This is a genomic window from Alteromonas sp. RKMC-009 (genome assembly GCF_003584565.2).
Taxonomy (GTDB): domain Bacteria; phylum Pseudomonadota; class Gammaproteobacteria; order Enterobacterales; family Alteromonadaceae; genus Alteromonas.
Genome location: NZ_CP031010.1, coordinates 1350170 through 1373081 on the forward strand (window position 1 = coordinate 1350170; position 22912 = coordinate 1373081).

Annotated in this window: 21 protein-coding genes; 13 read left to right on the forward strand and 8 right to left on the reverse strand. The window is 49.7% G+C overall.

Annotated elements, in window-relative coordinates; genetic code table 11:
- Positions 1–62: 62 nt before the first annotated feature.
- The 4 genes from DS731_RS05825 to mutS all read right to left on the reverse strand — a co-directional run bounded on the left by DS731_RS05825 (position 63) and on the right by mutS (position 6523).
- Positions 63–722: a hypothetical protein gene (locus DS731_RS05825; RefSeq protein WP_232373492.1), complete on the reverse strand. Its 660-nt coding sequence runs from the start codon at positions 720–722 to the stop codon at positions 63–65.
- A 78-nt stretch (positions 723–800) separates the two neighbouring features.
- Entirely contained in the window at positions 801–2093 is a 1293-nt protein-coding gene (eno, locus tag DS731_RS05830) for a phosphopyruvate hydratase (protein WP_119500443.1), read from the reverse strand.
- A 58-nt stretch (positions 2094–2151) separates the two neighbouring features.
- On the reverse strand, positions 2152–3783 hold the full coding sequence (locus DS731_RS05835) for a CTP synthase (protein WP_119500444.1): 1632 nt from the start codon (positions 3781–3783) through the stop codon (positions 2152–2154).
- Between the two features lie 166 nt (positions 3784–3949).
- Positions 3950–6523 carry a DNA mismatch repair protein MutS gene (gene mutS, locus DS731_RS05840; protein WP_119500445.1) on the reverse strand — a complete coding sequence of 858 codons (2574 nt, stop codon included), beginning with the start codon at positions 6521–6523 and terminating at the stop codon, positions 3950–3952.
- A gap of 289 nt (positions 6524–6812) precedes the next feature.
- On the opposite strand from mutS, the gene DS731_RS05845 reads away from it, so the two are divergent.
- From DS731_RS05845 to DS731_RS05855, 3 genes are all read left to right on the forward strand, one after another.
- Positions 6813–7328 carry a CinA family protein gene (locus DS731_RS05845; RefSeq protein WP_119503319.1) on the forward strand — a complete coding sequence of 172 codons (516 nt, stop codon included), beginning with the start codon at positions 6813–6815 and terminating at the stop codon, positions 7326–7328.
- Positions 7329–7536: 208 nt separating this feature from the next.
- Entirely contained in the window at positions 7537–8574 is a 1038-nt protein-coding gene (gene recA, locus DS731_RS05850; RefSeq protein ID WP_119500446.1) for a recombinase RecA, read from the forward strand.
- 379 nt (positions 8575–8953) lie between these two features.
- Positions 8954–10942, forward strand: a complete 1989-nt coding sequence (locus DS731_RS05855; protein WP_119500447.1) for a methyl-accepting chemotaxis protein — start codon at positions 8954–8956, stop codon at positions 10940–10942.
- Positions 10943–10995: 53 nt separating this feature from the next.
- On the opposite strand, the gene DS731_RS05860 is transcribed toward DS731_RS05855, so the two are convergent.
- Positions 10996–11304: an EscU/YscU/HrcU family type III secretion system export apparatus switch protein gene (locus tag DS731_RS05860; protein ID WP_119500448.1), complete on the reverse strand. Its 309-nt coding sequence runs from the start codon at positions 11302–11304 to the stop codon at positions 10996–10998.
- On the reverse strand, positions 11301–13364 hold the full coding sequence (locus tag DS731_RS05865) for a flagellar hook-length control protein FliK (protein WP_119500449.1): 2064 nt from the start codon (positions 13362–13364) through the stop codon (positions 11301–11303). The genes DS731_RS05860 and DS731_RS05865 overlap by 4 nt, the downstream gene beginning before the upstream one ends.
- A gap of 141 nt (positions 13365–13505) precedes the next feature.
- Between DS731_RS05865 and ccmA the strand changes: the two genes are divergently transcribed.
- The 10 genes from ccmA to DS731_RS05915 are packed head-to-tail and all read left to right on the forward strand — an operon-like array spanning position 13506 to position 21393.
- A complete protein-coding gene (ccmA, locus tag DS731_RS05870; RefSeq protein ID WP_119500450.1) occupies positions 13506–14171 on the forward strand; it encodes a cytochrome c biogenesis heme-transporting ATPase CcmA in 666 nt (221 codons plus the stop codon).
- Complete coding sequence (gene ccmB, locus DS731_RS05875) at positions 14168–14836, forward strand: heme exporter protein CcmB (RefSeq protein ID WP_119500451.1); 669 nt, start codon at positions 14168–14170, stop codon at positions 14834–14836. The genes ccmA and ccmB overlap by 4 nt, the downstream gene beginning before the upstream one ends.
- Entirely contained in the window at positions 14836–15591 is a 756-nt protein-coding gene (locus tag DS731_RS05880; protein WP_119500452.1) for a heme ABC transporter permease, read from the forward strand. Before ccmB ends, DS731_RS05880 begins: the two co-directional genes overlap by 1 nt.
- Entirely contained in the window at positions 15581–15811 is a 231-nt protein-coding gene (gene ccmD, locus DS731_RS05885; RefSeq protein ID WP_119500453.1) for a heme exporter protein CcmD, read from the forward strand. Before DS731_RS05880 ends, ccmD begins: the two co-directional genes overlap by 11 nt.
- A gap of 1 nt (position 15812) precedes the next feature.
- On the forward strand, positions 15813–16283 hold the full coding sequence (gene ccmE, locus DS731_RS05890; RefSeq protein ID WP_119500454.1) for a cytochrome c maturation protein CcmE: 471 nt from the start codon (positions 15813–15815) through the stop codon (positions 16281–16283).
- Positions 16280–18277: a heme lyase CcmF/NrfE family subunit gene (locus DS731_RS05895; RefSeq protein WP_119500455.1), complete on the forward strand. Its 1998-nt coding sequence runs from the start codon at positions 16280–16282 to the stop codon at positions 18275–18277. Before ccmE ends, DS731_RS05895 begins: the two co-directional genes overlap by 4 nt.
- Positions 18274–18879 (forward strand): redoxin family protein, encoded by a 606-nt coding sequence (locus DS731_RS05900; RefSeq protein ID WP_119500456.1) that lies wholly within the window; start codon positions 18274–18276, stop codon positions 18877–18879. The genes DS731_RS05895 and DS731_RS05900 overlap by 4 nt, the downstream gene beginning before the upstream one ends.
- A complete protein-coding gene (locus DS731_RS05905; protein WP_119500457.1) occupies positions 18876–19328 on the forward strand; it encodes a cytochrome c-type biogenesis protein in 453 nt (150 codons plus the stop codon). Before DS731_RS05900 ends, DS731_RS05905 begins: the two co-directional genes overlap by 4 nt.
- Positions 19325–20578, forward strand: a complete 1254-nt coding sequence (gene ccmI, locus DS731_RS05910) for a c-type cytochrome biogenesis protein CcmI (RefSeq protein WP_119500458.1) — start codon at positions 19325–19327, stop codon at positions 20576–20578. Before DS731_RS05905 ends, ccmI begins: the two co-directional genes overlap by 4 nt.
- Positions 20575–21393 carry an MlaA family lipoprotein gene (locus tag DS731_RS05915; RefSeq protein WP_442858439.1) on the forward strand — a complete coding sequence of 273 codons (819 nt, stop codon included), beginning with the start codon at positions 20575–20577 and terminating at the stop codon, positions 21391–21393. The genes ccmI and DS731_RS05915 overlap by 4 nt, the downstream gene beginning before the upstream one ends.
- Positions 21394–21494: 101 nt before the next feature.
- Here the strand turns inward: DS731_RS05915 and galE are convergent, their stop codons facing one another.
- A complete protein-coding gene (gene galE / locus DS731_RS05920) occupies positions 21495–22514 on the reverse strand; it encodes a UDP-glucose 4-epimerase GalE (protein WP_119500459.1) in 1020 nt (339 codons plus the stop codon).
- Positions 22511–22813 (reverse strand): DUF6170 family protein, encoded by a 303-nt coding sequence (locus DS731_RS22220; protein WP_119500460.1) that lies wholly within the window; start codon positions 22811–22813, stop codon positions 22511–22513. The genes galE and DS731_RS22220 overlap by 4 nt, the downstream gene beginning before the upstream one ends.
- Positions 22814–22912 lie beyond the last annotated feature (99 nt).

Consider the following 22912-nt stretch of genomic DNA (forward strand, 5'->3'; position numbering starts at 1 on the left):
ACCTTTCTTTGCCATCATGAATATAATAATTGGTTATATTTATCCTAACTCTGTTTGGTTGGTCAGGTATTTAAGGTGAATTTTTTCCACTTTACCGTGGTGGAAAGCAATAATTCTCTTAATGAGAGTGTGCGTGGGGCCAGTCTGCCTTTGTGATTCCAGCGGTGTCCGCAGCATGCGGCAGACATCACAGCTTTAGTGGGTTTCAGTAACGTATAGTCGGTGTCTGTATTGTTGGCCTGACTCACACCATCAAAAGTAAACCAGCCATATTTATTGGTGTGCACCATCTCATTCTCAGGCTGGACACGGTCAATAGAGTCCAGCTCGATATGCTCTTCATCAAAGCGAAGTAATCTTACCGGTACAGGTAAACCATAGGCTGCATGGTCTGTATACCAGGCCAGCGTGTCCTCCGGCGTAATTTTATTGGCCGGACATTTAGATGCTTGTTTACATTGCCAGGTACCGTTGTGACTGTCTACTGCAAGCGGTGTTTTGTGGTTTGCCAGATAGTGGGCTGCCCTTTGGATCCGGTGCGGAAGTGCGGCCAGTCTGCGTTGGAGGTAAGATATCTGCGCAGCGGACGCTTGTGAAAGTACCAGCAACTCGCGCTCGTACAGGGCATTACAAATTTCTGTGAAGACCGGAGAATCGTCGGTTGCGCCGGTGACAGCAAAAATATCAGTCTGACTGGACGACGTGTGAGAACCTGACGACATGGCTACAAAGGATTATGAAGAATATCAGTAAAGTAGCATTAAAAAGAACGGGTAGCCAGCGCTACCCGTTCATAGTCATTATTGACCTTTGATTGCACTGCGACCAGGATATACCGCTTTGTCGCCCAGTGCCTGCTCGATACGCAGTAACTGGTTATACTTGGCAACACGGTCAGAACGGCACAGAGAACCGGTCTTGATTTGACCCGCTGCAGTACCAACCGCCAGGTCAGCGATAGTCGCATCTTCGGTTTCGCCTGAACGGTGAGAGATAACCGCAGTGAAGCCGGCATCTTTCGCCATCTTAATTGCATTCAGGGTTTCGGTCAGTGAACCGATCTGGTTGAATTTAATCAGGATAGAGTTACCGATACCATTCTCGATACCACGGGACAGGATTTTGGTGTTAGTCACGAACAGGTCGTCACCAACCAGTTGTACTTTGTCACCAATCTTCTTAGTCAGGCTTGCCCAACCGTCCCAGTCACTCTCGTCCAGACCGTCTTCGATAGAAACGATAGGGTACTGCTCAGCCAGTTCAGCCAGGTAGTCACCAAAGGTTTCTGAGTCAAAAGACTTGTCTTCACCAGACAGCACATATTTGCCGTCTTTGTAGAATTCAGACGCCGCACAGTCCAGCGCCAGCGTGATGTCTTCGTTCATTTTGTAGCCCGCTTTTTCAACGGCTTCTACAATAACAGCCAGCGCTTCAGCGTTAGAGCTCAGGTTAGGTGCAAAACCACCTTCGTCACCCACTGCTGTGTTCAGGCCTTTAGCAGACAGTACTTTTTTCAGGTTATGGAAAATTTCCGCACCCATGCGCAGGGCTTCTTTGAAGCTCTTCGCGCCAACTGGCTGAACCATGAATTCCTGAATGTCTACGTTGTTGTCAGCGTGCTCACCACCGTTGATGATGTTCATCATAGGTACAGGCATAGAGTACTGACCTGACGTACCGTTTAAGTCAGCGATATGCTCGTAAAGTGCAACGCCTTTTTCAATCGCAGCCGCTTTGGCAACAGCCAGAGAAACCGCCAGAATCGCATTTGCGCCCAGCTTTTCTTTGTTCTCTGTACCGTCCAGCTCTAACATTTTGTTATCAACGTCAGTTTGTGCCAGTGGATCCATGCCAGCCAGCGCCGGAGCAATGATGTCGTTTACTGCAGCAACGGCTTTTTCTACGCCTTTGCCCAGGTAACGGCTTTTGTCACCGTCACGCAGTTCCAGTGCTTCACGTGAACCAGTTGATGCACCGGATGGTGCAGCGGCACGACCCATTGCGCCTGAATCAAGGTAAACGTCTGCCTCTACAGTGGGGTTACCACGAGAGTCCAGGATTTCGCGTCCTACAATGCGAGCAATCTTCGCCATTTTATTTCCTCAACGTTTGTGCAGAAGGCAACGGGAGTAAGCCTTCTGCTTTTTAGAATCAGTGATTTTCTTTCTGGTATTTCCCGGCAGCTTCTACAAATCCTTTAAACAGCGGATGGCCATCACGGGGCGTAGAAGTAAACTCCGGGTGGAACTGACCGGCAACAAACCATGGATGGTCAGGGATTTCGATCACTTCTACAAGGCGTTTGTCGGTGGACAAACCACTTACTTTCAGGCCCGCAGCTTCAATCTGGTCACGAAGGTTATTGTTTACTTCGTAACGGTGACGGTGGCGTTCGTAAATCTCTTCGCTGCCGTAGGTTTCACAGACTTTGCTGCCCGGGATCAGGTGACAAAGCTGGCTGCCTAAACGCATGGTGCCGCCTAAATCTGAAGAGGCATCACGCTGTTCGGTAGAGCCGTCTGCATCCAGCCATTCAGTGATCAGGCCAACAACCGGGAACGGTGTATTAGGATCGAATTCGGTGCTGTTTGCGTTTTCCATACCTGCTACATTGCGGGCAAATTCAATTAAAGCAACCTGCATACCCAGACAAATACCCAGATAAGGGACTTTATTCTCACGGGCATAGCGTGCTGCTGCAATTTTGCCTTCGATACCGCGTTCGCCGAAACCGCCGGGTACTAAGATAGCATCCAGGTGTTCTAAAATTTGTGTACCTTTTGTTTCAACGTCCTGAGAATCGACATAGTGAATATTCACTGTCAGGCGGTTTTTCAGACCGGCATGTTTTAATGCTTCATTGACAGATTTGTACGCGTCAGGCAGTTCAACATATTTGCCCACCATACCGATATTCACTTCTGCAGTAGGGTTAGACTCTGCATAAAGTACCTGTTCCCATTCGGTGAGATCGGCTTCTTTGCAATCTAAGCGGAAACGGTCAACAACCAGCTGGTCCATACCCTGTGCTTTAAGCGCAGCCGGGATACGGTAGATGCTGTCTACGTCTTTCAGTGAGATAACGGCTTTATCTGCCACGTTAGTGAACAGGGCAATCTTAGAACGTTCGGTAGCCGGCAGTGCGCCAACAGAACGGCAAACCAGGATGTCCGGTTGAATACCGATAGAACGCAGCTCTTTTACAGAGTGCTGAGTAGGCTTAGTTTTCACTTCGCCGGAAGCAGGCATGTAAGGTACCAGCGTCAGGTGCATGAACATGGCGCGCTCGCGGCCGACTTCTGTACCTAACTGACGAATAGCTTCCAGGAACGGTTGTGATTCAATATCACCTACTGTACCGCCTACTTCAACAATAGCTACATCGTGACCTTCTGCACCGTCGATAACGCGACGCTTAATTTCGTTGGTGATGTGCGGGATGACCTGGATGGTTGCACCTAAATAGTCACCACGTCTTTCACGGCGTAATACTTCTTCGTAAACCCGGCCAGTGGTGAAGTTATTACGCTTGGTCATACGGGTGCGGATAAAGCGCTCGTAGTGACCTAAATCTAAATCGGTTTCTGCGCCATCATCCGTGACAAACACTTCCCCGTGCTGGATTGGGCTCATTGTTCCCGGATCAACGTTGATATACGGATCCAGTTTTAACATCGTAACGGTGAGACCACGCGCTTCAAGAATAGCTGCTAACGAAGCGGCAGCAATACCTTTACCAAGCGATGATACGACACCACCGGTGACGAAAATATAATTTGTCATGCGAAACCTAAGGCGTTGGAATTTTTGGCTAATGTGCTGAGAGTTGCGAAAACCGAACTAAGCACCTGGACGGCGCAACATTATAGCGAAAGAGTAGCAGGCAAACAATCGGTTTGCCTGCCGGGCTGGCGGGTTTATTTCAGGTAAATTAATAAAGCCTTAAGTATCACGCCTGACTTAGCCGTTTTAGCGTATAGATTAAATCCAGTGCCTGCCGGGGAGAAAGTTCATCGGGAGACAAATTATTCAGTGCATCCCGCAGCGGGTCAGGCATATCGGTAAAGTGCATTTCCGATTGTCCGGCTCTGGTTGTGGGCGAACCGGAATCTGACGACGTTTTTGTTATTTTTGTGGCCGGGGCGTCTTCCTGTGGTGCCCGGTTTTCCAGTTCATGCAATTTAGCCCGGGCAGCATTGATTACCGGACGGGGAACGCCGGCAAGCTGGGCAACCTGCAAGCCATAGCTTTTGCTGGCCGCACCGGTTTCTACCGTATGCATAAAGCGAATGGTATCGTCGTGCTCTACCGCATCTAAATGTACATTGACCACGCCTTCTTCAGAATCAGCTAATTGTGTCAGTTCAAAATAATGGGTGGCAAACAAGGTATAAGCATTAATCTCCCTTGCCAGGAAGCAGGCACATGCCCAGGCGAGAGATAAGCCATCGTATGTACTGGTGCCGCGCCCGATTTCATCCATTAATACCAGCGAGTGCTCAGTGGCATTATGCAAAATATTGGCGGTCTCGGTCATTTCAACCATAAAGGTAGAACGCCCTGACGCCAGATCATCAGATGCGCCAATACGTGTGAAAATACGATCCACACGGCCGATTTTTGCATTTTCTGCAGGTACGTAACACCCAAGGTATGCCATCAGTACAATCAGAGCGGTCTGACGCATGTACGTTGATTTACCGCCCATGTTCGGACCGGTAATAACAAGCATGCGTTGTTTGGTGTCCAGGGTTACCGGGTTGGCAATAAACGGGTCGGTCATGACCTGCTCAACCACCGGATGACGACCGGCTTCGTAGGTGATTTCGCGGTTGTCTGTGAGGATAGGGCAATGTAAGTCGAGCGCGGTCGCCCGGTCGGCAAAACACTGAATCACATCCAGTTTAGCCAGTGCTTCGGCTGTGTTTATCAGCTTAGTAAGCTGAGGCTGGAAGGCATCGAATAATCCTTCATAAAGCTGCTTTTCCAGAGCCAGCGCCCGGCCCTGACTGGTCAGTACTTTATCTTCATGCTCTTTCAGCTCAGGCGTAATGTAACGCTCGGTGTTCTTCAACGTTTGACGGCGGATATAGTCTGCCGGTGCTGCGCCGCTGTTTGCGCGGCTTAATTCGATAAAAAAGCCATGCACTTTGTTATAGCCCACTTTCAGTGTAGAGACGCCGGTACGCTCCCGTTCTCTGACTTCCAGAGCATCCAGGTAGTCCGTGGCTCCCCTTGACAGCGCCCGCAATTCATCAAGCTCTTCATTAAAACCTTCAGCGATAACACCACCATCGCGGATCACAACCGGAGGGTTATCCACGATAGCCTGATTTAACAGGCTTTGTAATTCGGGGTAGGTGCTGACAGCCTTGGCTAAATCCGCACATAACGAATCCTCAAGAGAGGATAACTGGTCGAGCAGTCCGGGCAATTCGTTAAACGCATTGCGTAAACGGGAGAAATCCCTGGGACGGGCCGAACGCAGGGCTAACCGCGCCATGATGCGTTCTATGTCACCAATGCGTTTTAATGTATCGGCGATATCTTCATGACCCTGTTCAATCAGTTTTCCGATGGCCTGCTGGCGTCGGGTGAGTTCATAATGATCGGTAATGGGGGCGTGCAAATAGCGTTGAAGTAATCTGCTGCCCATGGGGGTGGCGGTAGAATCCAGCACGCTGAACAGAGTATTTTCCTGACTGCCTGATAAATTGTCGGTTAATTCCAGATTTCTTCGCGTGGCGGCATCCAGCTGAATACGTGTTTCCTGCTGTTCACGATGAATACTGCGAATATGGGGCAGGGCGGTACGTTGGGTATCTTTAACGTATTGCAGTACACAGCCGGCTGCACCGGTGGCTTTATCTAAGCCGTTGATGCCGAATCCATCCAGTGATTTGGTGCCGAATTGCTGATTGAGTTGCTCTGTTGCCGTTTGCGGATCAAACTCCCATTCGGGACGGCGACGTAAACCTTTTCGTTTTTCAATAAGAGGTAAACCTTCGAATCCTTCCGGATAAAGCAGTTCCGCAGGATTAAGGCGTTGCAATTCGGCCAGCAATTGTTCATCACTGTCACATTCAACCACCAGAAAACGTCCGCTGCTGATATCGAGGGTGGCAACGCCGTACTGCATGCTGTGACCGCACACTGCAGCAAGCAGGTTATCACGACGCTCTTCTAATAGTGCTTCATCGGTCACTGTGCCCGGCGTGACAATACGCTGAACCTGACGTTCCACCGGCCCTTTGCTGGTGGCAGGATCGCCAACCTGCTCACAAATCGCCACAGACTCGCCCATTTTTACCAGGCGCGCCAGGTAACCTTCCACTGCGTGATAAGGCACTCCCGCCATGGGAATGGGTTCACCACCGGATTTGCCTCTGGCTGTTAATGAAATATCCAGCAGGTGTGCGGCCTTTTTGGCATCGTCATAGAAGAGTTCATAAAAGTCCCCCATCCGGTAAAACAGTAAAATATTAGGATGTTGTGCTTTTATGGCCAGATACTGGCGCATCATCGGCGTATGTGATTCCAAGAAAACCTCTTTTTTTATTCTGGCGCAATGTTGCTAGTTGTGAAGGGCGCGCGGTCGGGGGGCGTAATTGCATTTGAAACCGTCTGCCGCATGGATGCGGCAGTCGAGCCCCCAGGGATGGGTTTTCGGCGTGTTTCAAATGCAGTTACGCTCCCCCTACCATCAGCGTACTTCACTACAAAGCTTTCATCAGGCCAACTTTCTGTCTTTACAGTTTGCTAAATGTGTAAAATGGTACAACGGAATTAATTCATTGGTGAGTATTATTCGTATGAGCGCAGATTTTTCAACTGTTTCACAAGACAGTGCCTTACTTAAACAGGTGGTTGCCACCGGAGATGTGCTTCGCCGGCGAAACTGGCATGTATCCTGTGCTGAGTCCTGTACCGGTGGTGGAATTGCTTACGTATTAACTTCTGTTTCCGGTAGTTCTGACTGGTTCAATCAATCCTGGGTCACTTATTCAAATGAGGCTAAGCAATCACTTACTGGGGTGAAAGCTGAAACGCTTGAAGAATTTGGAGCTGTATCGGAACAAACCGTAGCTGAAATGGTGCGGGGTGTTGTTCAGGAGAGTGGTGCGCAGGTTGGTGTGTCGGTGAGTGGTATTGCAGGGCCTGGTGGTGGTTCGGCGGAGAAGCCGGTGGGTACAGTTTGGTTTGGCTTTATGATAGACGGTGAACTGAACACGCAGCGTCACGTATTTTCAGGTGACCGGTTAGCGGTGCGGGAACAGGCCATCGCCCATGCAATTTCTTATCTGTACCAACGACTGGTTGCTGAATAAAACGGGATTTGACAGACTAATTGTGAAATCTTACTTGACTGTATGCTTATACAGTATAAAATGCACTCAACATTCGAATTACGTTTCGTGAGTTACTGAAGCGCTGACCGAATTATATTTTGCGGAAGTTAAAAAATAACAGAAGTAAAAGTGGCAGCGTAATACGACAGGGTAACTACCGGACAGTCATTATCTTGAGGATAATATCGTGGACGACAACAAAAACAAAGCTCTTTCCGCCGCTCTTGGCCAAATTGAAAAGCAATTTGGTAAAGGTGCCATTATGCGTCTGGGTGACAATCAGGCACATGATATCGAAGCCATTTCTACCGGTTCACTCAGTATCGATATTGCACTTGGAATAGGCGGTTTACCTTGCGGGCGTGTTGTTGAAATCTACGGTCCTGAGTCATCAGGTAAAACAACTCTGACACTGCAAGTTATCGCTGAAGCGCAAAAGAAAGGCAAAACCTGTGCATTCGTTGATGCGGAACACGCACTGGATCCTGTTTACGCAAGAAAGCTGGGTGTAAACATTGATGACCTGCTGGTCTCTCAGCCTGATACCGGTGAGCAGGCGCTGGAAATTTGTGACATGCTTGTTCGTTCCGGCGCTGTTGACGTAGTAATTGTTGACTCGGTAGCTGCATTAACACCGAAAGCCGAGATTGAAGGTGAGATGGGTGATTCTCACGTGGGTCTTCAGGCACGTCTGATGTCTCAGGCGCTGCGTAAGCTTACCGCTAACATCAAGAAATCGAATACGCTGTGTATCTTCATCAACCAGATCCGTATGAAGATTGGTGTTATGTTCGGTAACCCTGAAACCACTACCGGTGGTAACGCGCTGAAATTCTATGCCTCTGTGCGTCTCGATATCCGTCGTATCGGTGCGGTGAAAGAAGGTGATGAGGTTGTTGGTAACGAAACCCGTGTGAAAGTGGTGAAGAACAAAGTTGCCCCACCGTTTAAGCAGGCGGAATTCATGATTCGTTACGGCGAGGGTATCAGTAAGGAAGCTGAACTTATTGACCTTGGTGTGAAGCAGAAGCTGGTTGATAAAGCCGGTGCCTGGTATAGCTACAACGGTGACCGTATTGGTCAGGGTAAAGCGAACGTAATGGCGTTCCTGAAAGATAACCCTGATATCGCTAACGACATCGAAACCAAGCTGCGCGCAGAGTTACTGGCTCAAAAAACAGTGAAGCCTGAAGAAGCCGAAGGCGAAACAGAAGAAAAATTGTAAGATTTATGTCCGGCAGCCTGTGAAAGGCTGCGCATGAAACGACAAATCAATAGACAGTTAATCAAATGAGAAGCCAGCTGAAAAGCTGGCTTCTTTTTTTGTGTGAAAAAACCGGGTTTTAAAAAATCAATGTCCTGAAAGGCGAACCGTCCTGTAAGAAGGCCTCTGTAGACCGTTTAACTCTTTTTATTAGTGTTATCTAATAAAAAGAATAATAAAATCAGTAGGTAATGAACTGTCCAAAAGACGAGGAATGCACTTTTTTTATCGTTCAATTTACTGTAGAAGTGAAGATGACTGCCGTTAAAAATATAAACTTATAAAAAAGATTTCACCAACTCCCGAATATGGAAGGTGAAACACAAACACGGGAACGCGTATGAAATCACTCTCACTTCAGAAAAAATTTGTGCTCATTGTTGGCGGTGCTATCGCATTGTTACTGATTGTAGCAACGATTTTCCTGCTCAATATTGTTAGCGATAAAACCAGGCAGACCGTCGAGCGGGATCTTCATTTTCTTGTTACCAGTGAAGCGGAATCTGTAAAAGGTTTCTTTGCTACCTACGGAGGTGTCGCTTCTACATTTCTGAACAATCCTTTCTTCACGGACTTTTTTACTCAACACTCGCAGCGTGGCGGTACGTTAAGTGGTGAGGCTGCTGACGATATTTTTGCGTCATTCAGCGCCATCAGCAGTAATGACAAGCACATTAAGTCTGCTTTTTTCGGTACTGCCGGTACCGGAGAGTATTTTTATGAGCAGGGCCGTGTGGGTGAGGAAGATAATTACTTTGCAAATCAGCGCCCGTGGTTTTTGACCGCTGTAGAGAAAGGGGGGATCTATGTCACACCTCCGGCGACAGATTCACAGGATGGAAGCGTTTCGACGGTGGTTCAGGGGCCTGTGTACCGGGATGGTAAACTTCTGGGAGTGGGTGGCGTTGATATTCTCATCACCACAGTCGCAGATATGCTGTCAGAGATCCAATATGAGAAAGCCGGCGCTGCGTTTCTTGTCGATGACGAACAAAATATTGTGTACTTCCCGGGGAGCAGGGAAGCCCTGCCATTATCATCTCCACTGGCGTCCATTGATAAAAGCCTGAAAGGTGCTGATGGCTTTGCAGCCTTAAGCGGAGATATTGCCCGCCATCCGGAAGGTATCACGCCAGTTTCATACAACAATGAAAATTATTTTGTGGTTTATAAGCATGTCACTCTTGCTTCGCCGCAAATGAACTGGACATTGGGATTACTGGTTCCTGAGGCCGTGGTTGAAGCGCCGGTACAGGAAGCGTTACAAACTTCACTGATTGTTGCTGTGGTTGTCCTGGTTATCGCCGGAGCGGTTACCTGGTTTGCTGGTGCAGTGATCACCCGTCCAATTTTACAGCTCAAGGACGCTATGGCTGATATTGCTTCAGGAGACGGTGACTTGACCCGTCGCCTTGAGATTAAGTCGGGCGATGAAGTCGGGCAACTGGCTGAACAATTCAATGTATTTACCGGCAAAATTCATACACTACTACAGGATATTGTTCAGCATACCAGAGCGGTCGCTGAGGCCGCAGACCACTTGCGTGATGTGTCCGGCGCCAGCAGCCGCGAAATCAATCAGGAAAGAACCGAAGTAGACAGTGTGTCGACGGCAGTAACGGAAATGGCGCATACCGTACAGGAAATTTCAGCTAATGCTGCCGAATCCAGCAGAGCCGCAACCGTGGCAGAGCAGCAGGCGACAGACGGCATGTCGCAGGCACAAAACATGTTAACTGAGATCCACGCCCTCGCAGACGCAATCAGTCAGGGCGTTCAGACCGTTAGTGGTTTGAGCCAGGAGTCAGAAAATATCGGCGCGGTCGTTGATGTGATCAACAGCATAGCGGAGCAAACAAATTTACTGGCATTGAATGCGGCTATTGAGGCTGCCCGTGCCGGTGAACAGGGAAGAGGTTTTGCGGTCGTTGCCGATGAGGTGCGTTCGCTGGCTTCGCGGACTCAGGACTCCACTGATGATATCCGCAAGATGGTAGAAAAGCTTCAGAAGATGGCATCAGAAACCGACACGGCGATGAAGGCTGGTAAAGAGCGCTCGTTAAAAGGCGTAGAGAAAACCGAACTGGTGGTATCGTCCTTACGGGATATCAGTCACTCGATCAGTACTGTTCAATCGCAGAGTACGCAAATTGCCAGAGCGACTGAGCAACAAACCGTGGTGGCAACTGAAATAGATGAGGCGCTGGTTAAAATCATTAATCTGAGTGAAAAGACCAGCGAGCATTCAGAGGAACTGGCTGCCGAAGCTACCCAGCTCAGCGGTGTATCTACCGAGCTGAGAGATTTGGCTGGACAGTTTAAATTGTAACCTGGTGGTCAGGCCGTATCGGGTAAACAGGCCGGGCAGTTTTCTGTGCCGGCTTATACCCTTTGGGGAAGTTGCCCGCTGTTCTCCCAGCCTTCCGGTATTTTGCCCTGAAGCACATAGGACCAGGCGATCAATTCTGCAATCACATAATACAGAGATTCCGGGATTTCCTGCCCGAGATCTAATGTTGCCAGCAAGTCAGAAAGGTAGGGATCTTCGTGAATAAGAATGCCTGCATCTTCAGCGGCCCGAATGATTTCACCGGCCAGTTCACCGTACCCTTTTGACACGACTTTAGGTTTTGCTCCGGCTTCGCCACTGTTGTATCTCAAGCCAATCGCTTTACGTGTTTTGTCACTCATACCAGTGTCTCGAACAGTTGATAGGGCGTATCTTTGAGAGACGGCGGTATTTTTCCCCGCTGACAACTGTGCTGTTCAACCTCAAGCCCCAGGCCTTTTAAACGCTTTAACAGCCATGGCATGGTGTCCATAACCTTTATCAACAGTGTATCTGTCGATGTGTATACATTGATATGAATAACGTCCTTATCAATTTTAGTTTTTGCCAGCAGCTCTCCATACTCGCCTGCACTGAGTTTCATGGTCAGATGCCATATTCTCTGTGCGGACGACTTTGCCTGCTCTTCCCGCGCGTCCCGTTCTTCGACACGAAGAAACAGTTCGGGAGGTGGCTGCTCGTCACCGGCTACAGGCAACACATAATACAAGGTGTCCTGACCCTGCAACCGGGCTTCTGCACTTTGGAGTTTTTGTTGCTGATGATTAGCGAGCAGTGACTTAACATGATCGAGCAAATGGGTTCTGCTGTCGATTTGCGCCATATCGCCGGCAGTTTTTGATGGCGGACTACCCCCGCCGGCGGAAGCTGCACTTCTGGCTATTACCGATTCAGCTTTATCCAGCGCTTTTGCCAGATCTGGTTGGTTGCGAACTGCACGTCCTGCAAAACTGATTTGTAATAGTGTGATAAGGGCGTTCACGAAACCGGATTGTGATGGCGGATTAAGAATATTCGTTGGTGTTGTGACCAGTGCGGGCGTCTGCAACAGCTGTTTAATCGACTGCGCTGTATCCTGAGACGGAATGCCAGTCTCTGTTTGACCGGTAACGGCGTGTTGAATATTGTCAGTTCCAGCGGCAGTTTTTATAACAGGAAGCGAAGCGGCTATCTGAGTGGATAAAGCACTCATTAAATCCTTTGTGCCGGCGGCCGTTCCCTGAGGCGCTTTGGTAAGGATAGAAACCAGTTTAGTCAGTGCTTCTGATGTAGAGCCTGTTTCTGCGAGAAGTTGCCGTGAAAGCTGACGGATAGTTTCACTGACACGGCTAAGTTGTTCGGGCGGCAGGTTCAGCGAACCTGCAGAAAAGACATCTTTTATATTATTAGCTGTCGCGCCCGATACTTGCTGACCGGCAACCGGAGCCGCATGATCCGGTGGCGGTTGGATATGCAATACGGGCAACCCTTTCCGGCTTGCAATGTCTGCCAGTTTAAGAGGTACCGGTGGAAGAGCCTGCAGAGTATTGCTTGCAGATGTCGCTAAAGCAGGTGGCAAATTGACCATAGCAAGGGGGCGTGTTTGGGTGCCCGTCGCTGATAGTTGCGTTCCGCGCATGCTGACATTCAGGGTTTGTAATGTTTCTCTTCCCGTACTGCCTGATGGTCCATCGGGTAAATGCAATGAACGTTGCAGAGCCCCCTGCAATTTCCCCTCAATGCTGAGCCCTTCACTGACCAGCGCTTTTGCCAGAGCCAGTTTTACTACCGGCGCCGATGCCGGTACATTCACACTTTGAGCAGGCTGCGCAGAGCCTTTCCCTTGTGGCGTTAAGGTAATTTGCCATCCTGACTGCCTGCTGTCAGTTGAAGGCGTTATTTTTAACGAAAATTTGTCTCCGGCCTCAGTGACAGCGTGTTGGGTTGCCGGTATATCCAGTTTAATCACTGGTGCGCCGGGTAACTGTAACCTGAGTGTCAGTTGTTTGGGGGACGCCTGCTCAACTATGGCGCCCAGAGATAAGGCTGCATTATTTTTGACAAGGCTGAGTTGCTGCGACTGTGCCAGCCCTTCTGCCAGAGCTGTAACCAGTCTTTGTGTGTCAGCCTGTGTCAGTACTGCACTGTGCTTCACAGGCAGAAGTTCAAATAATGTCATCTGACTGACTGATGATCTGGCCAGGGAAACCTGCGGCTGAGATGTGCTGAGACCGGGATCTTTAACGACAAGTCCCTCCTGAGGGAGGGCGTTTCCGGTTAACTGAATAAGCGGACCGGGTAAACGGGTTATGGCTACTGCAGGTAGCTGCTGCAAGGTGTCTGAACGCAATGCACCTGCGTCGGCATTAACCGGTGCGGCAGTGGCATTCGCCGAAAACAGTTGAGCAATCTGCAAGTTCATGTCAGATTTATCGGCAACTAATTGAAAAATTCAAGCATTTTGTGCATTTCACTGTTGTCAATGGTCCTTCAGTTTGAACTAAGTCATAAAAAAGTTTAATACGCCAATGGGCGTGATGTGTTCCGTTTTGCCTATGCTAGAATGCCAGACCGGAATATACAAAGATATGTTAAAGAGGATAGCGGTTTGTCGGGACTGGTTGCCAGCAAACTAACGTGCATTAAACGGGACAGAGTACTGTTCGAAGATCTGTCTTTTCAGCTCCTGCCAGGGCAGCTGATTTATTTGCGTGGGCCTAACGGAGCCGGTAAAACCAGTTTGTTGCGTATCCTCAGTGGATTAAGTCAGCCTCAAAGCGGCTCCCTTCTCTGGCAGGGGAATCCATTGGGCGAAGACTGGTTCACCAGCCTCATCTATATAGGACACAAAGCCGGCATAAACGGCACCTTGTCGCCTTTGGAAAACCTTCAATTCTGGTGTGCGCAGCATAAAGTCAGCTTTAACGAAGAAAATCTTTATGACGTGCTGGCCCTGGTGGGGCTGGTGGGTATGGAAGATGTACCCTGCCGCACACTGTCTGCAGGGCAACTTCGCCGTGTCGCTCTGGCAAGATTATGGTTGAAGCAGGCTGACGTGTGGATCCTCGATGAACCTTTTACCGCACTGGATACCCGTGGCGTTGCCCAACTGGAAGATAAAATATGTGAACATGTAGGTAATGGCGGTGCTGTGTTGACTACTTCACATCAGACACTGAGCCATCGCGCGGGCGGGTATCAGACATTTGATTTGGAGTACCGGTTTTGAGCGGCCTGTATCAGGGGGTGTTTAAACGGGACCTGGCACTGGCATTTCGTCAGAAGGCCGAGCTGGTACAGCCGCTTATGTTCTTACTCATGGTAGTGACATTATTTCCGCTGGGAATAGGACCCGGCCCTGAAACCCTGCAACGAATAGGACCGGGCGTTATCTGGATAGCCGCTATATTGTCCTCATTGCTCGGGATGGAGCGCTTATTCCGGGACGATTTCGCAGATGGTTCACTGGAACAGCTACAATTATCCGGACAGCCCTACTATGCTGTCGCCGCCCTTAAAGTACTTTGCCACTGGCTGGTGACTTTCATTCCGCTTTTGCTGTTGTCACCTTTGCTTGCGCTGTTTCTTAATCTCACTGTTGACATGTACATAGCGCTGGTACTCACCCTGATGTTAGGAACACCGCTTTTGTCACTGGTGGGCGCAATCGGCACAGGATTAACGGTTGGGCTTCAGCGTGGTGGTGTACTCCTGGCGCTGCTTTTGATCCCGGTTTTCATTCCATTATTGATATTTGCTACCTCGGCAGTGGATGCAGCTGCGCTACAATTACCCTACAGGGCGCAAATTGCTATTATTGGCGCGATGTTGTTGCTGGCAATGGCATTAGCTCCGGCTGCCATTGCCTACTCTTTAAAAGTGAGTCAGAACTGATGTGGAAGTGGTTACATCCCTACGCCAAGCCTGAGCGGGCTTACCAGCTTTGTAATACGCTGCTCCCCTGGTTTTCAGTGGCTGCAGTAATCAACTTGTTGTGCGGTACGGTATGGGGGCTTTTATTTGCGCCTCAGGATTATCAGCAAGGTGATTCCTTCAGAATTATCTACATCCATGTACCATCTGCCATGTTGTCAATGAGTACCTATGTTGCCATGGCCGTAGCTGCACTGGTGGGAATGGTTTGGCAATGGCGGACTGCTTACATGGCCATGATTGCCATGGCCCCTGTTGGTGCAGCGATGACATTCATTGCTTTGCTTACCGGTGCGGCATGGGGGAAACCTATGTGGGGCGCATGGTGGGTGTGGGATGCACGGCTGACATCAGAACTTATTTTGCTGTTTTTGTATTTTGGCGTCATTGCCTTGTATACCGCGTTTGAAGATAAGCAGCAGGCGGGTAAAGCGGCGGGTGTTATGGCGCTGGTGGGTGTTGTGAACATCCCGGTGATCCACTATTCGGTAGAATGGTGGAATACATTGCATCAGGGTTCCACCATCACCAAATTCGACAAGCCGTCTATAGCGCCGGAGATGTTGTGGCCACTGCTGATTAATCTTGCAGGCTTTGCGCTGTTTATCGCCGCTGTTACGACCATGCGTATGAAAACTGAAATTCTGCGGCGGGAAATGCACCGGCCCTGGGTGCAGGATATCACCGGTTTGCGGGAGACGTCTGATGCAGTTTAACAGTTGGGCAGAATTTTGGGCTATGGGCGGTTACGGATTCTATGTCTGGCTGTCCTTTGGCATTGCTGCGCTGGTGATGACCGGCATTATTTGTCAAAGCTGGCTGGCGCATAAGCAACTCATCCGCCACATTGCTGCTGAGCAAAAGCGTAAAGAGCGCATCCGTATGGCTGCGCAAGCCGCTCAGGCTTCTTCCCCCAACTCTGACAGGAGCGTTTAGTATGAATCCGCGCAGAAAACAAAGGTTATTGGTTGTCACTCTGGTTGGCGCGCTGGTTACCGGTGCTGTGGGCCTGATGCTGTTCGCACTGACCGACAGTATCGATTTGTTCTACACGCCATCTCAAATCGTCGATGGCCGCGAAGGCGTGAAGCCACAGGTTGGCCAGCGACTGAAAATAGGCGGAATGGTTGTGCCCGGCACTGTCAACCGTGACAAAGAAAGTCTTGCGGTATCCTTCGATCTTGTCGATACGGGACCCGCAGTGACGGTACGTTTCAAAGGCATTCTGCCGGATCTTTTCCGTGAGGGGCAGGGAATTGTGGCTACCGGTACACTGGTGGCAGACCGTGTCATTGAAGCGCAGGAAGTGCTGGCAAAACACGACGAAGATTATATGCCGCCGGAACTGGCTGAACAGATGAAAGGCATTAAACACGTGAAGCCGGCAAATACCGGAGCCGGACAATGATCCCTGAGCTGGGTAATATTTCACTGACACTGGCACTGGTATGCGCCATTTTACTGGCTGTGTATCCGCTATGGGGCGCGCAGACAAAGCATACTTTTTTGATGGGTACTGCCAAGCCGCTGGCCTCTGGCATGTTCCTGTTTACATTGCTGGCGTTTGTTGCGCTGGTGTGGGCCTTCGTCACCGATGATTTCAGCGTCGCTTACGTAGCGCAACATTCTAACAGCAGACTGCCGGACTATTACAAAGTGACAGCCGTGTGGGGCGGACATGAAGGTTCGTTCCTGCTGTGGGTACTGATGTTATCTGTCTGGACCATGGCTGTAGCAATATTTAGCAAAGGCATTCCGGATGAAATGGTATCCCGTGTTTTGTCGGTGCTGGGCGCTGTGGGGATCGGTTTCTACCTGTTTATGCTGCTCACTTCAAACCCTTTTGACAGCATGTTGCCTTTCTTTCCCGTGGACGGGCGGGACTTAAATCCTCTTTTGCAGGATTTCGGCATGATTATCCATCCCCCCATGCTGTATATGGGATACGTGGGCTTCTCTGTTTCCTTTGCCTTTGCCATTTCCGCACTGATTTCCGGTCAGCTGGATTCAACCTGGGCACGTTGGTCACGCCCCTGGGTGATTGCTGCATGGTCGTTCCTCACCGTAGGGATCGCGCTGGGAAGCTGGTGGGCCTATTATGAGCTCGGCTGGGGCGGATGGTGGTTCTGGGATCCTGTTGAGAATGCGTCCTTCATGCCATGGCTGGTTGGCACGGCGCTGATGCATTCTCTGGCTGTGACAGAAAAGCGTAAGGTGTTTAAATCCTGGACTGTTCTGTTAGCCATCGCAGCGTTTTCATTAAGCCTGCTTGGTACTTTCCTGGTGCGCTCCGGCGTCATTGTATCGGTACACTCTTTTGCAAGTGACCCGTCAAGAGGACTTTTTATCCTCGGTATCCTGGTCGTGCTGTCCGGAACCGGTTTATTGCTGTACGCGCTGAGAGCATCACAGCTGAAATCACCAGGCCGTTATGGCCTGTTTTCCCGTGAAGTCCTGCTGATGGGGAACAATGTATTTTTGTGTGCAGCAACACTGGTGGTGCTTCTGGGCACGCTGCTGCCTCTGGTTCATAAAGAGCTTGGCCTGGGTTCTATATCCATCGGTGCGCCGTTCTTTAATCAGATGTTTACAGTCCTGATAGTACCTTTCGTGTTCTTTCTTGGCCTCGGCCCGCTGACAAGATGGAAGCACCAGGCGCCGGGGGCATTGCAGAGGCAAATCATCATTGCCGCCGGACTGAGTATCAGCGCCGGGTTACTGATTAATTTTACCTACGATTCTCCTACCTATATGGCTGCGCTGGGTCTGGTACTGGCTGCGTGGATCCTGGTGACCTCGGTGCTGGAAGTCATGCAGCGCACTGATGCAATGCCGCAGGACAGCTTGTGGCGAAAATTACGTAAGCTCACACCCAGCCACTGGGGCATGGTTCTTGGTCACCTTGGTTTTGCTGTTACGATTATTGGTATCACCCTTGTGTCAAATTACGCGCTGGAGCGTGATATCCGTATGGCGCCCGGAGAAACCGCAGAACTGGGCGGTTACACGTTTAAATTCAATGAAGTGAAACCGTTTCAGGGGCCAAATTATACCGCTGATATCGGCGTTTTTGATGTGTATGTTGATGGTGAAAAGCTAGTCCACCTGGAACCGGAAAAACGCATGTATACCGTGCAGAGAATGCCGATGACGGAAGCGGGCATTCACTCCACCGTCTTCCGTGATCTTTTTATTGCTATGGGCGAGCCCCTTGATGACGGTGCCTGGGCGGTGCGGGTGTACATCAAACCCTTTGTTACATGGATCTGGGCCGGAGCAGTTATTATGGCGCTGGGTGGGATCTGCTCTGTTTCAGACCGCCGCTACCGGATGGCAAGACTGGCAAAAGTGAAAAAAGTCTTTCGTGCTTCAACATCCCCTATGGCAGGAGAGCAGGGATGAAAAAAACAGGTTTATTTATAATTCCGCTGGTGATTTTTCTGGCACTGGTGGTGTTTCTTTTTCAGGGACTGTTTTCCGATCCCAGAGCACTGGACTCACAAGTGCAGGATAAGGTGGTGCCGGACTTCTCGTTGCCCGATCTGATGCAGCCTGATGTTGTTTACACTCCCGACGTTTTTAAAGGCAAGGTCACGATTCTGAACGTGTGGGGCGTATGGTGTGTTACCTGTGCCGTTGAAATGCCTTATCTTACGGAACTACGTCATGAGCAGCAGGTCAACTTTGTCGGTTTGTATTTTGATCAGGATCTGGATCCTGACTTCGGCACGAAAACACTGAGCCGGGTGCAGCAGGAAGTCACATCAATGCTAAGCCGCTACGGCAATCCGTATCAGTACAATATCTTTGATGTTTACCGTGACACCTCGCTGGATTTAGGTGTGACCGGTGCTCCGGAGCACTTCCTGATAGACAGCCGCGGTATTGTCAGAATGCATCACATCGGTGATATCAATCCCAGAGTCTGGGAAACCAAAGTTGGGCCTTTGTACCGTAAGCTCCTGACTGAGCAGGAAGCGCAGCAAGCCGGAGGTGCCGGATGAATACCATACGGATAGCTTTGCTTTTACTGGTTTCTTTACTGTCTGTGACCGCGATAGCGGTAGAAGATAACTATGCTTTTGACGATCCGGCACGGCGGGCACTTTTTCTCAAGCTGACCGGAGAACTGCGTTGTCCCATGTGTCAGAACCAGAATATTGCCGATTCTGACGCCATGATCGCCCATGATATGCGCAGGAAAGTATATTCACTCATGCAGCAGGGCAAGTCAGAAGATGAAATCATCGGCTACATGAAAGAACGCTACGGTGACTTTGTTTATTACAAACCGCCGGTGAACATTGCCACATTTTGGTTATGGGCTCTACCCGTGCTGTTTATTGCAGTGGTGCTGTTCTTCGTTACCCGCAAATCCGGCCAGAGTATGCCGGTGGACACGGAAGAGAAATTAAAGCGCGCAGAAGCTATGTTAAAACAGGATAAAGAATGAGCTGGACTGAATTCGGGCTGATTACCTCAGGATTGATCACTCTGGTCCTGTTGCTCGTTGCCTTCCCGTGGTTACGTCGTCGTGAAGTACGTCAGCGGGATGTCTTATCGAACATTGAAATTGTCCGTCAGCGGCTGACTGAACTGGAAAGAGAGGTCTCTGAAGGTCTCATTTCCGAAGCTGACAGGCAAAAAGCCAGTGATGAACTGAAGCTCGCTATGGTGGATGAGGCCGGTTCTGAAGCGACGGTGAAGAAACAGTCTGCACTTCTGCCTTTGCTGACCGGTGCAGTGCTGGCCATAGCTACGGGCACTATCGTTTACGCGTCGGTCAACCATCTGCAACAGGTCAGACAGGCTGAGGCGGCTATCGAGTCACTGCCGGAATTGAGTGACAAGCTGGCATCCGGTGATGCCGGTAGCTTCACTGCGCAGGATATTGCCAGCCTGACCTATGCTATCCGCCAGCGGCTGCGCAGCGAACCCGAAGATGCTACCGGATGGATGTTTTTGGGCCGGTTGTGGATGTCTGTGGGAGAAGATGAGCAGGCTTTACAATCTATTCAGCGGGCTTTGTCACTCAAACCCGGTGACATGACTATCAGGATTACGTATGCGCAAGCATTGATGGTGTCTGAAGACGCCGGAAAGCTGGCCGCCGCCCGGCGGGTTTTGCAGAGTCTGACAGAAGAAAACCCTGAGAATGATAACTTATCTTTGATGATGGCTGTGGTATCGGCAAGGCTGGGTGATCTGGCCGGCACCGAGCGGTACTTTGCGCTTATCCGCGATAAACTGACGCCGCAACATGAAACCCGTCTGGCGCTGGAAGAACGTATTGCCGGTCTTAAAAAGCAGCAACAATCTGTGCCTGTTGCAGCAGAGCAAATGGCTGCTAAAACAGGGTTTGATATTACGGTAACTATTGCTGATGAAATAAAAGATAAACTTCCTGACGATGGTTATCTGATTGTTTATGCGCAGGATGCACAGAGTGAAAACCGTATGCCGGCGGCCGTAGTTAAAATGCAGTTACAAAATTTTCCTGTATCTTTGTCGCTAAGTACGGATAATGCCATGGTGCCAACGTTCACTTTGGCATCTCTGCAGCAGGTTAAGCTTACCGCAAGAATATCGACCGGTGATGATGTTATGCCCGCTGCCGGAGACCTCAGTGGAGTACTTACGGTACCGGTGTCACCGGGCGAAGTGCTCCCGCTCCCGATACAAATCAACAAGGAATTGCAGTGATCAATACGTCTAAATCACTCTTCGCCTGCATTTTGCTGGGCATAACGTTAATGTCAGGTTGCGCCAGTCAGCGTGCTTTGGATGAGCAGGCACAGGCCAGCAACGAGATGCCGCAAGGCGACCCGCGGGATCCGCTGGAGCCACTGAACCGTGTGGCCTGGAATTTCAACTGGGAAGTACTTGACCAATACATTTTGCGCCCGGTAACAATTGGTTATGTGACTGTTATGCCGCAATTTGCCCGGACCGGACTTGTGAATGCCACCAATAACCTGGATGAGCCCGGTAATATGTTTAATAACTTTTTCCAGGGAAAAATTGACGAAGGGCTGGATAGTCTGGCCAGATTTATCATCAACTCTACCGTAGGATTGTTCGGTGCGTTTGATGTGGCCGACGCGATGGGTATCAAACGTCAGCGTGAGAATTTCGGAGAAGTGCTCGGCTACTGGGGCGTGGAAACGGGTCCTTACCTCATGTTTCCTGCACTGGGGCCAAGCGATCCGCGCTCACTGGCCGGTGATGTAGCGGATAACGTGTATTATCCGATGACTGTGCTTACCGGTAGCATGAATGTGGCCCGTTTCGCTGTCTCTATTCTGGAAGGCCGTGCAGGGCTGATCGATCAGGAGCCGCAGCTTGAGCAGGCGATTGATGACTATGCCTTCGTTAAAAACGCTTATTTCCAGAATCTGGAATTTCGTGTAACTGACGGCAAAAGTGGTGAAAAGGTGATTAAGCAGGAAGAGTTGGACGATTTCGAAGAATTTGAATCTATGCTTGATGATCTTGATTTGCCTGAAGAGCAGAACTAGCCGTCATTCAGATTGCTGCTGTAATAAAAATATGCGGAGATAGTTTCTCCGCACTCCGGTACTTATTCCGGCACACATTTCAGTGTGCCGGCGGCTCATAATCAGTCCTGATAACCTTTCGGGTTATTTGACTGCCAGTGCCACACATCTTTACACATGTCCTGCAGGTTTTTTTCAGCATGCCAGTTAAGCTCTTTTGCCGCCAGTGTAGGGTCGGCATAACAGGCTGCAACATCACCGCTGCGTCTGGGAGCTATGCGGTAGTTAACAGTTTGCCCTGATGCTTCTTCGAATGCTTTAATCATCTCCAGCACGGAATAGCCTTGTCCGGTTCCCAGATTGTACACATCCAGTCCCATGTTAAGTGCCAGGCGGTCAAGTGCTTTCAGGTGCCCATTGGCAAGGTCTTCAACGTGAATGTAGTCTCTTACGCCTGTACCATCTTCTGTATCGTAGTCATCACCGAATACGCTCAGTTGTTCCAGTTTACCTGTAGCTACCTGAGAGATGTATGGCATCAGGTTGTTCGGAATACCATTAGGATCCTCACCAATCAGGCCTGACTTATGTGCACCCACCGGATTGAAGTAACGCAACAACACGATGTTCCATTGCTCATCTGACTTGTACAAATCTGTCAGCATGTGTTCCACCATGAGTTTTGACATGCCGTAAGGGTTAGTCGGATGGCCTGTTGCCATTTTCTCATGCAATGGTAACGACACAGGATCGCCGTAGACAGTGGCTGAAGAGGAGAAAACCAGATTCATGACATTGTGCTTACGCATTGCCTTACACAGGCTCAGCGTGCCGTACATGTTGTTTTCGTAGTATTCCAGAGGCTTCTGTACAGATTCACCAACCGCCTTCAGACCGGCAAAGTGGATCACTGCATTAACCTGATGCTGGCTGAAAATGGTATCCAGTACATTGTCATCGCGGATGTCACCCTGTACGAATGTCACTTGTTTACCAGTGATTTTTTCAACACGACGAAGGGATTCGGCACTGGAATTAACCAGGTTATCGAGTACGACAACATGATACTCCTGTTCCAGCAGCTGAAGCACAGTGTGGCTGCCGATATATCCTGCACCGCCTGTTACCAGGATGGTTTTCATTGTCTCTCCTTAGATAATATTTGTGGCACATACTTGGCGCACAGTGAATATTGAATAGGTTTCACGACTAACGGATACAACAAAAATACCAGCAATGCCCACAGCAATGAGTGCCAGTTCGTAGTTGTCCGTATAATCAAGGCAAACACCGGTACGATAACCAGTAGTTTTAAAATATTGAGCAGAGTTTTTTCGGGGACAGTGAGACATTTTGCGGCACTGTCCAACACAGTCATACGCTGAGCAAGGGGAAGAGCGGACAGGCCCGGAATTTGTCTGGTAGAAAAATAAATTGCCATTACTGCTTGATGATCCTGAAAAGAAAAAACCGCTGAACCAGGAATAACGTTACAGCGGTTTATAATAGATTAATCGGTAGCGGGATCAACCCGCCTTTG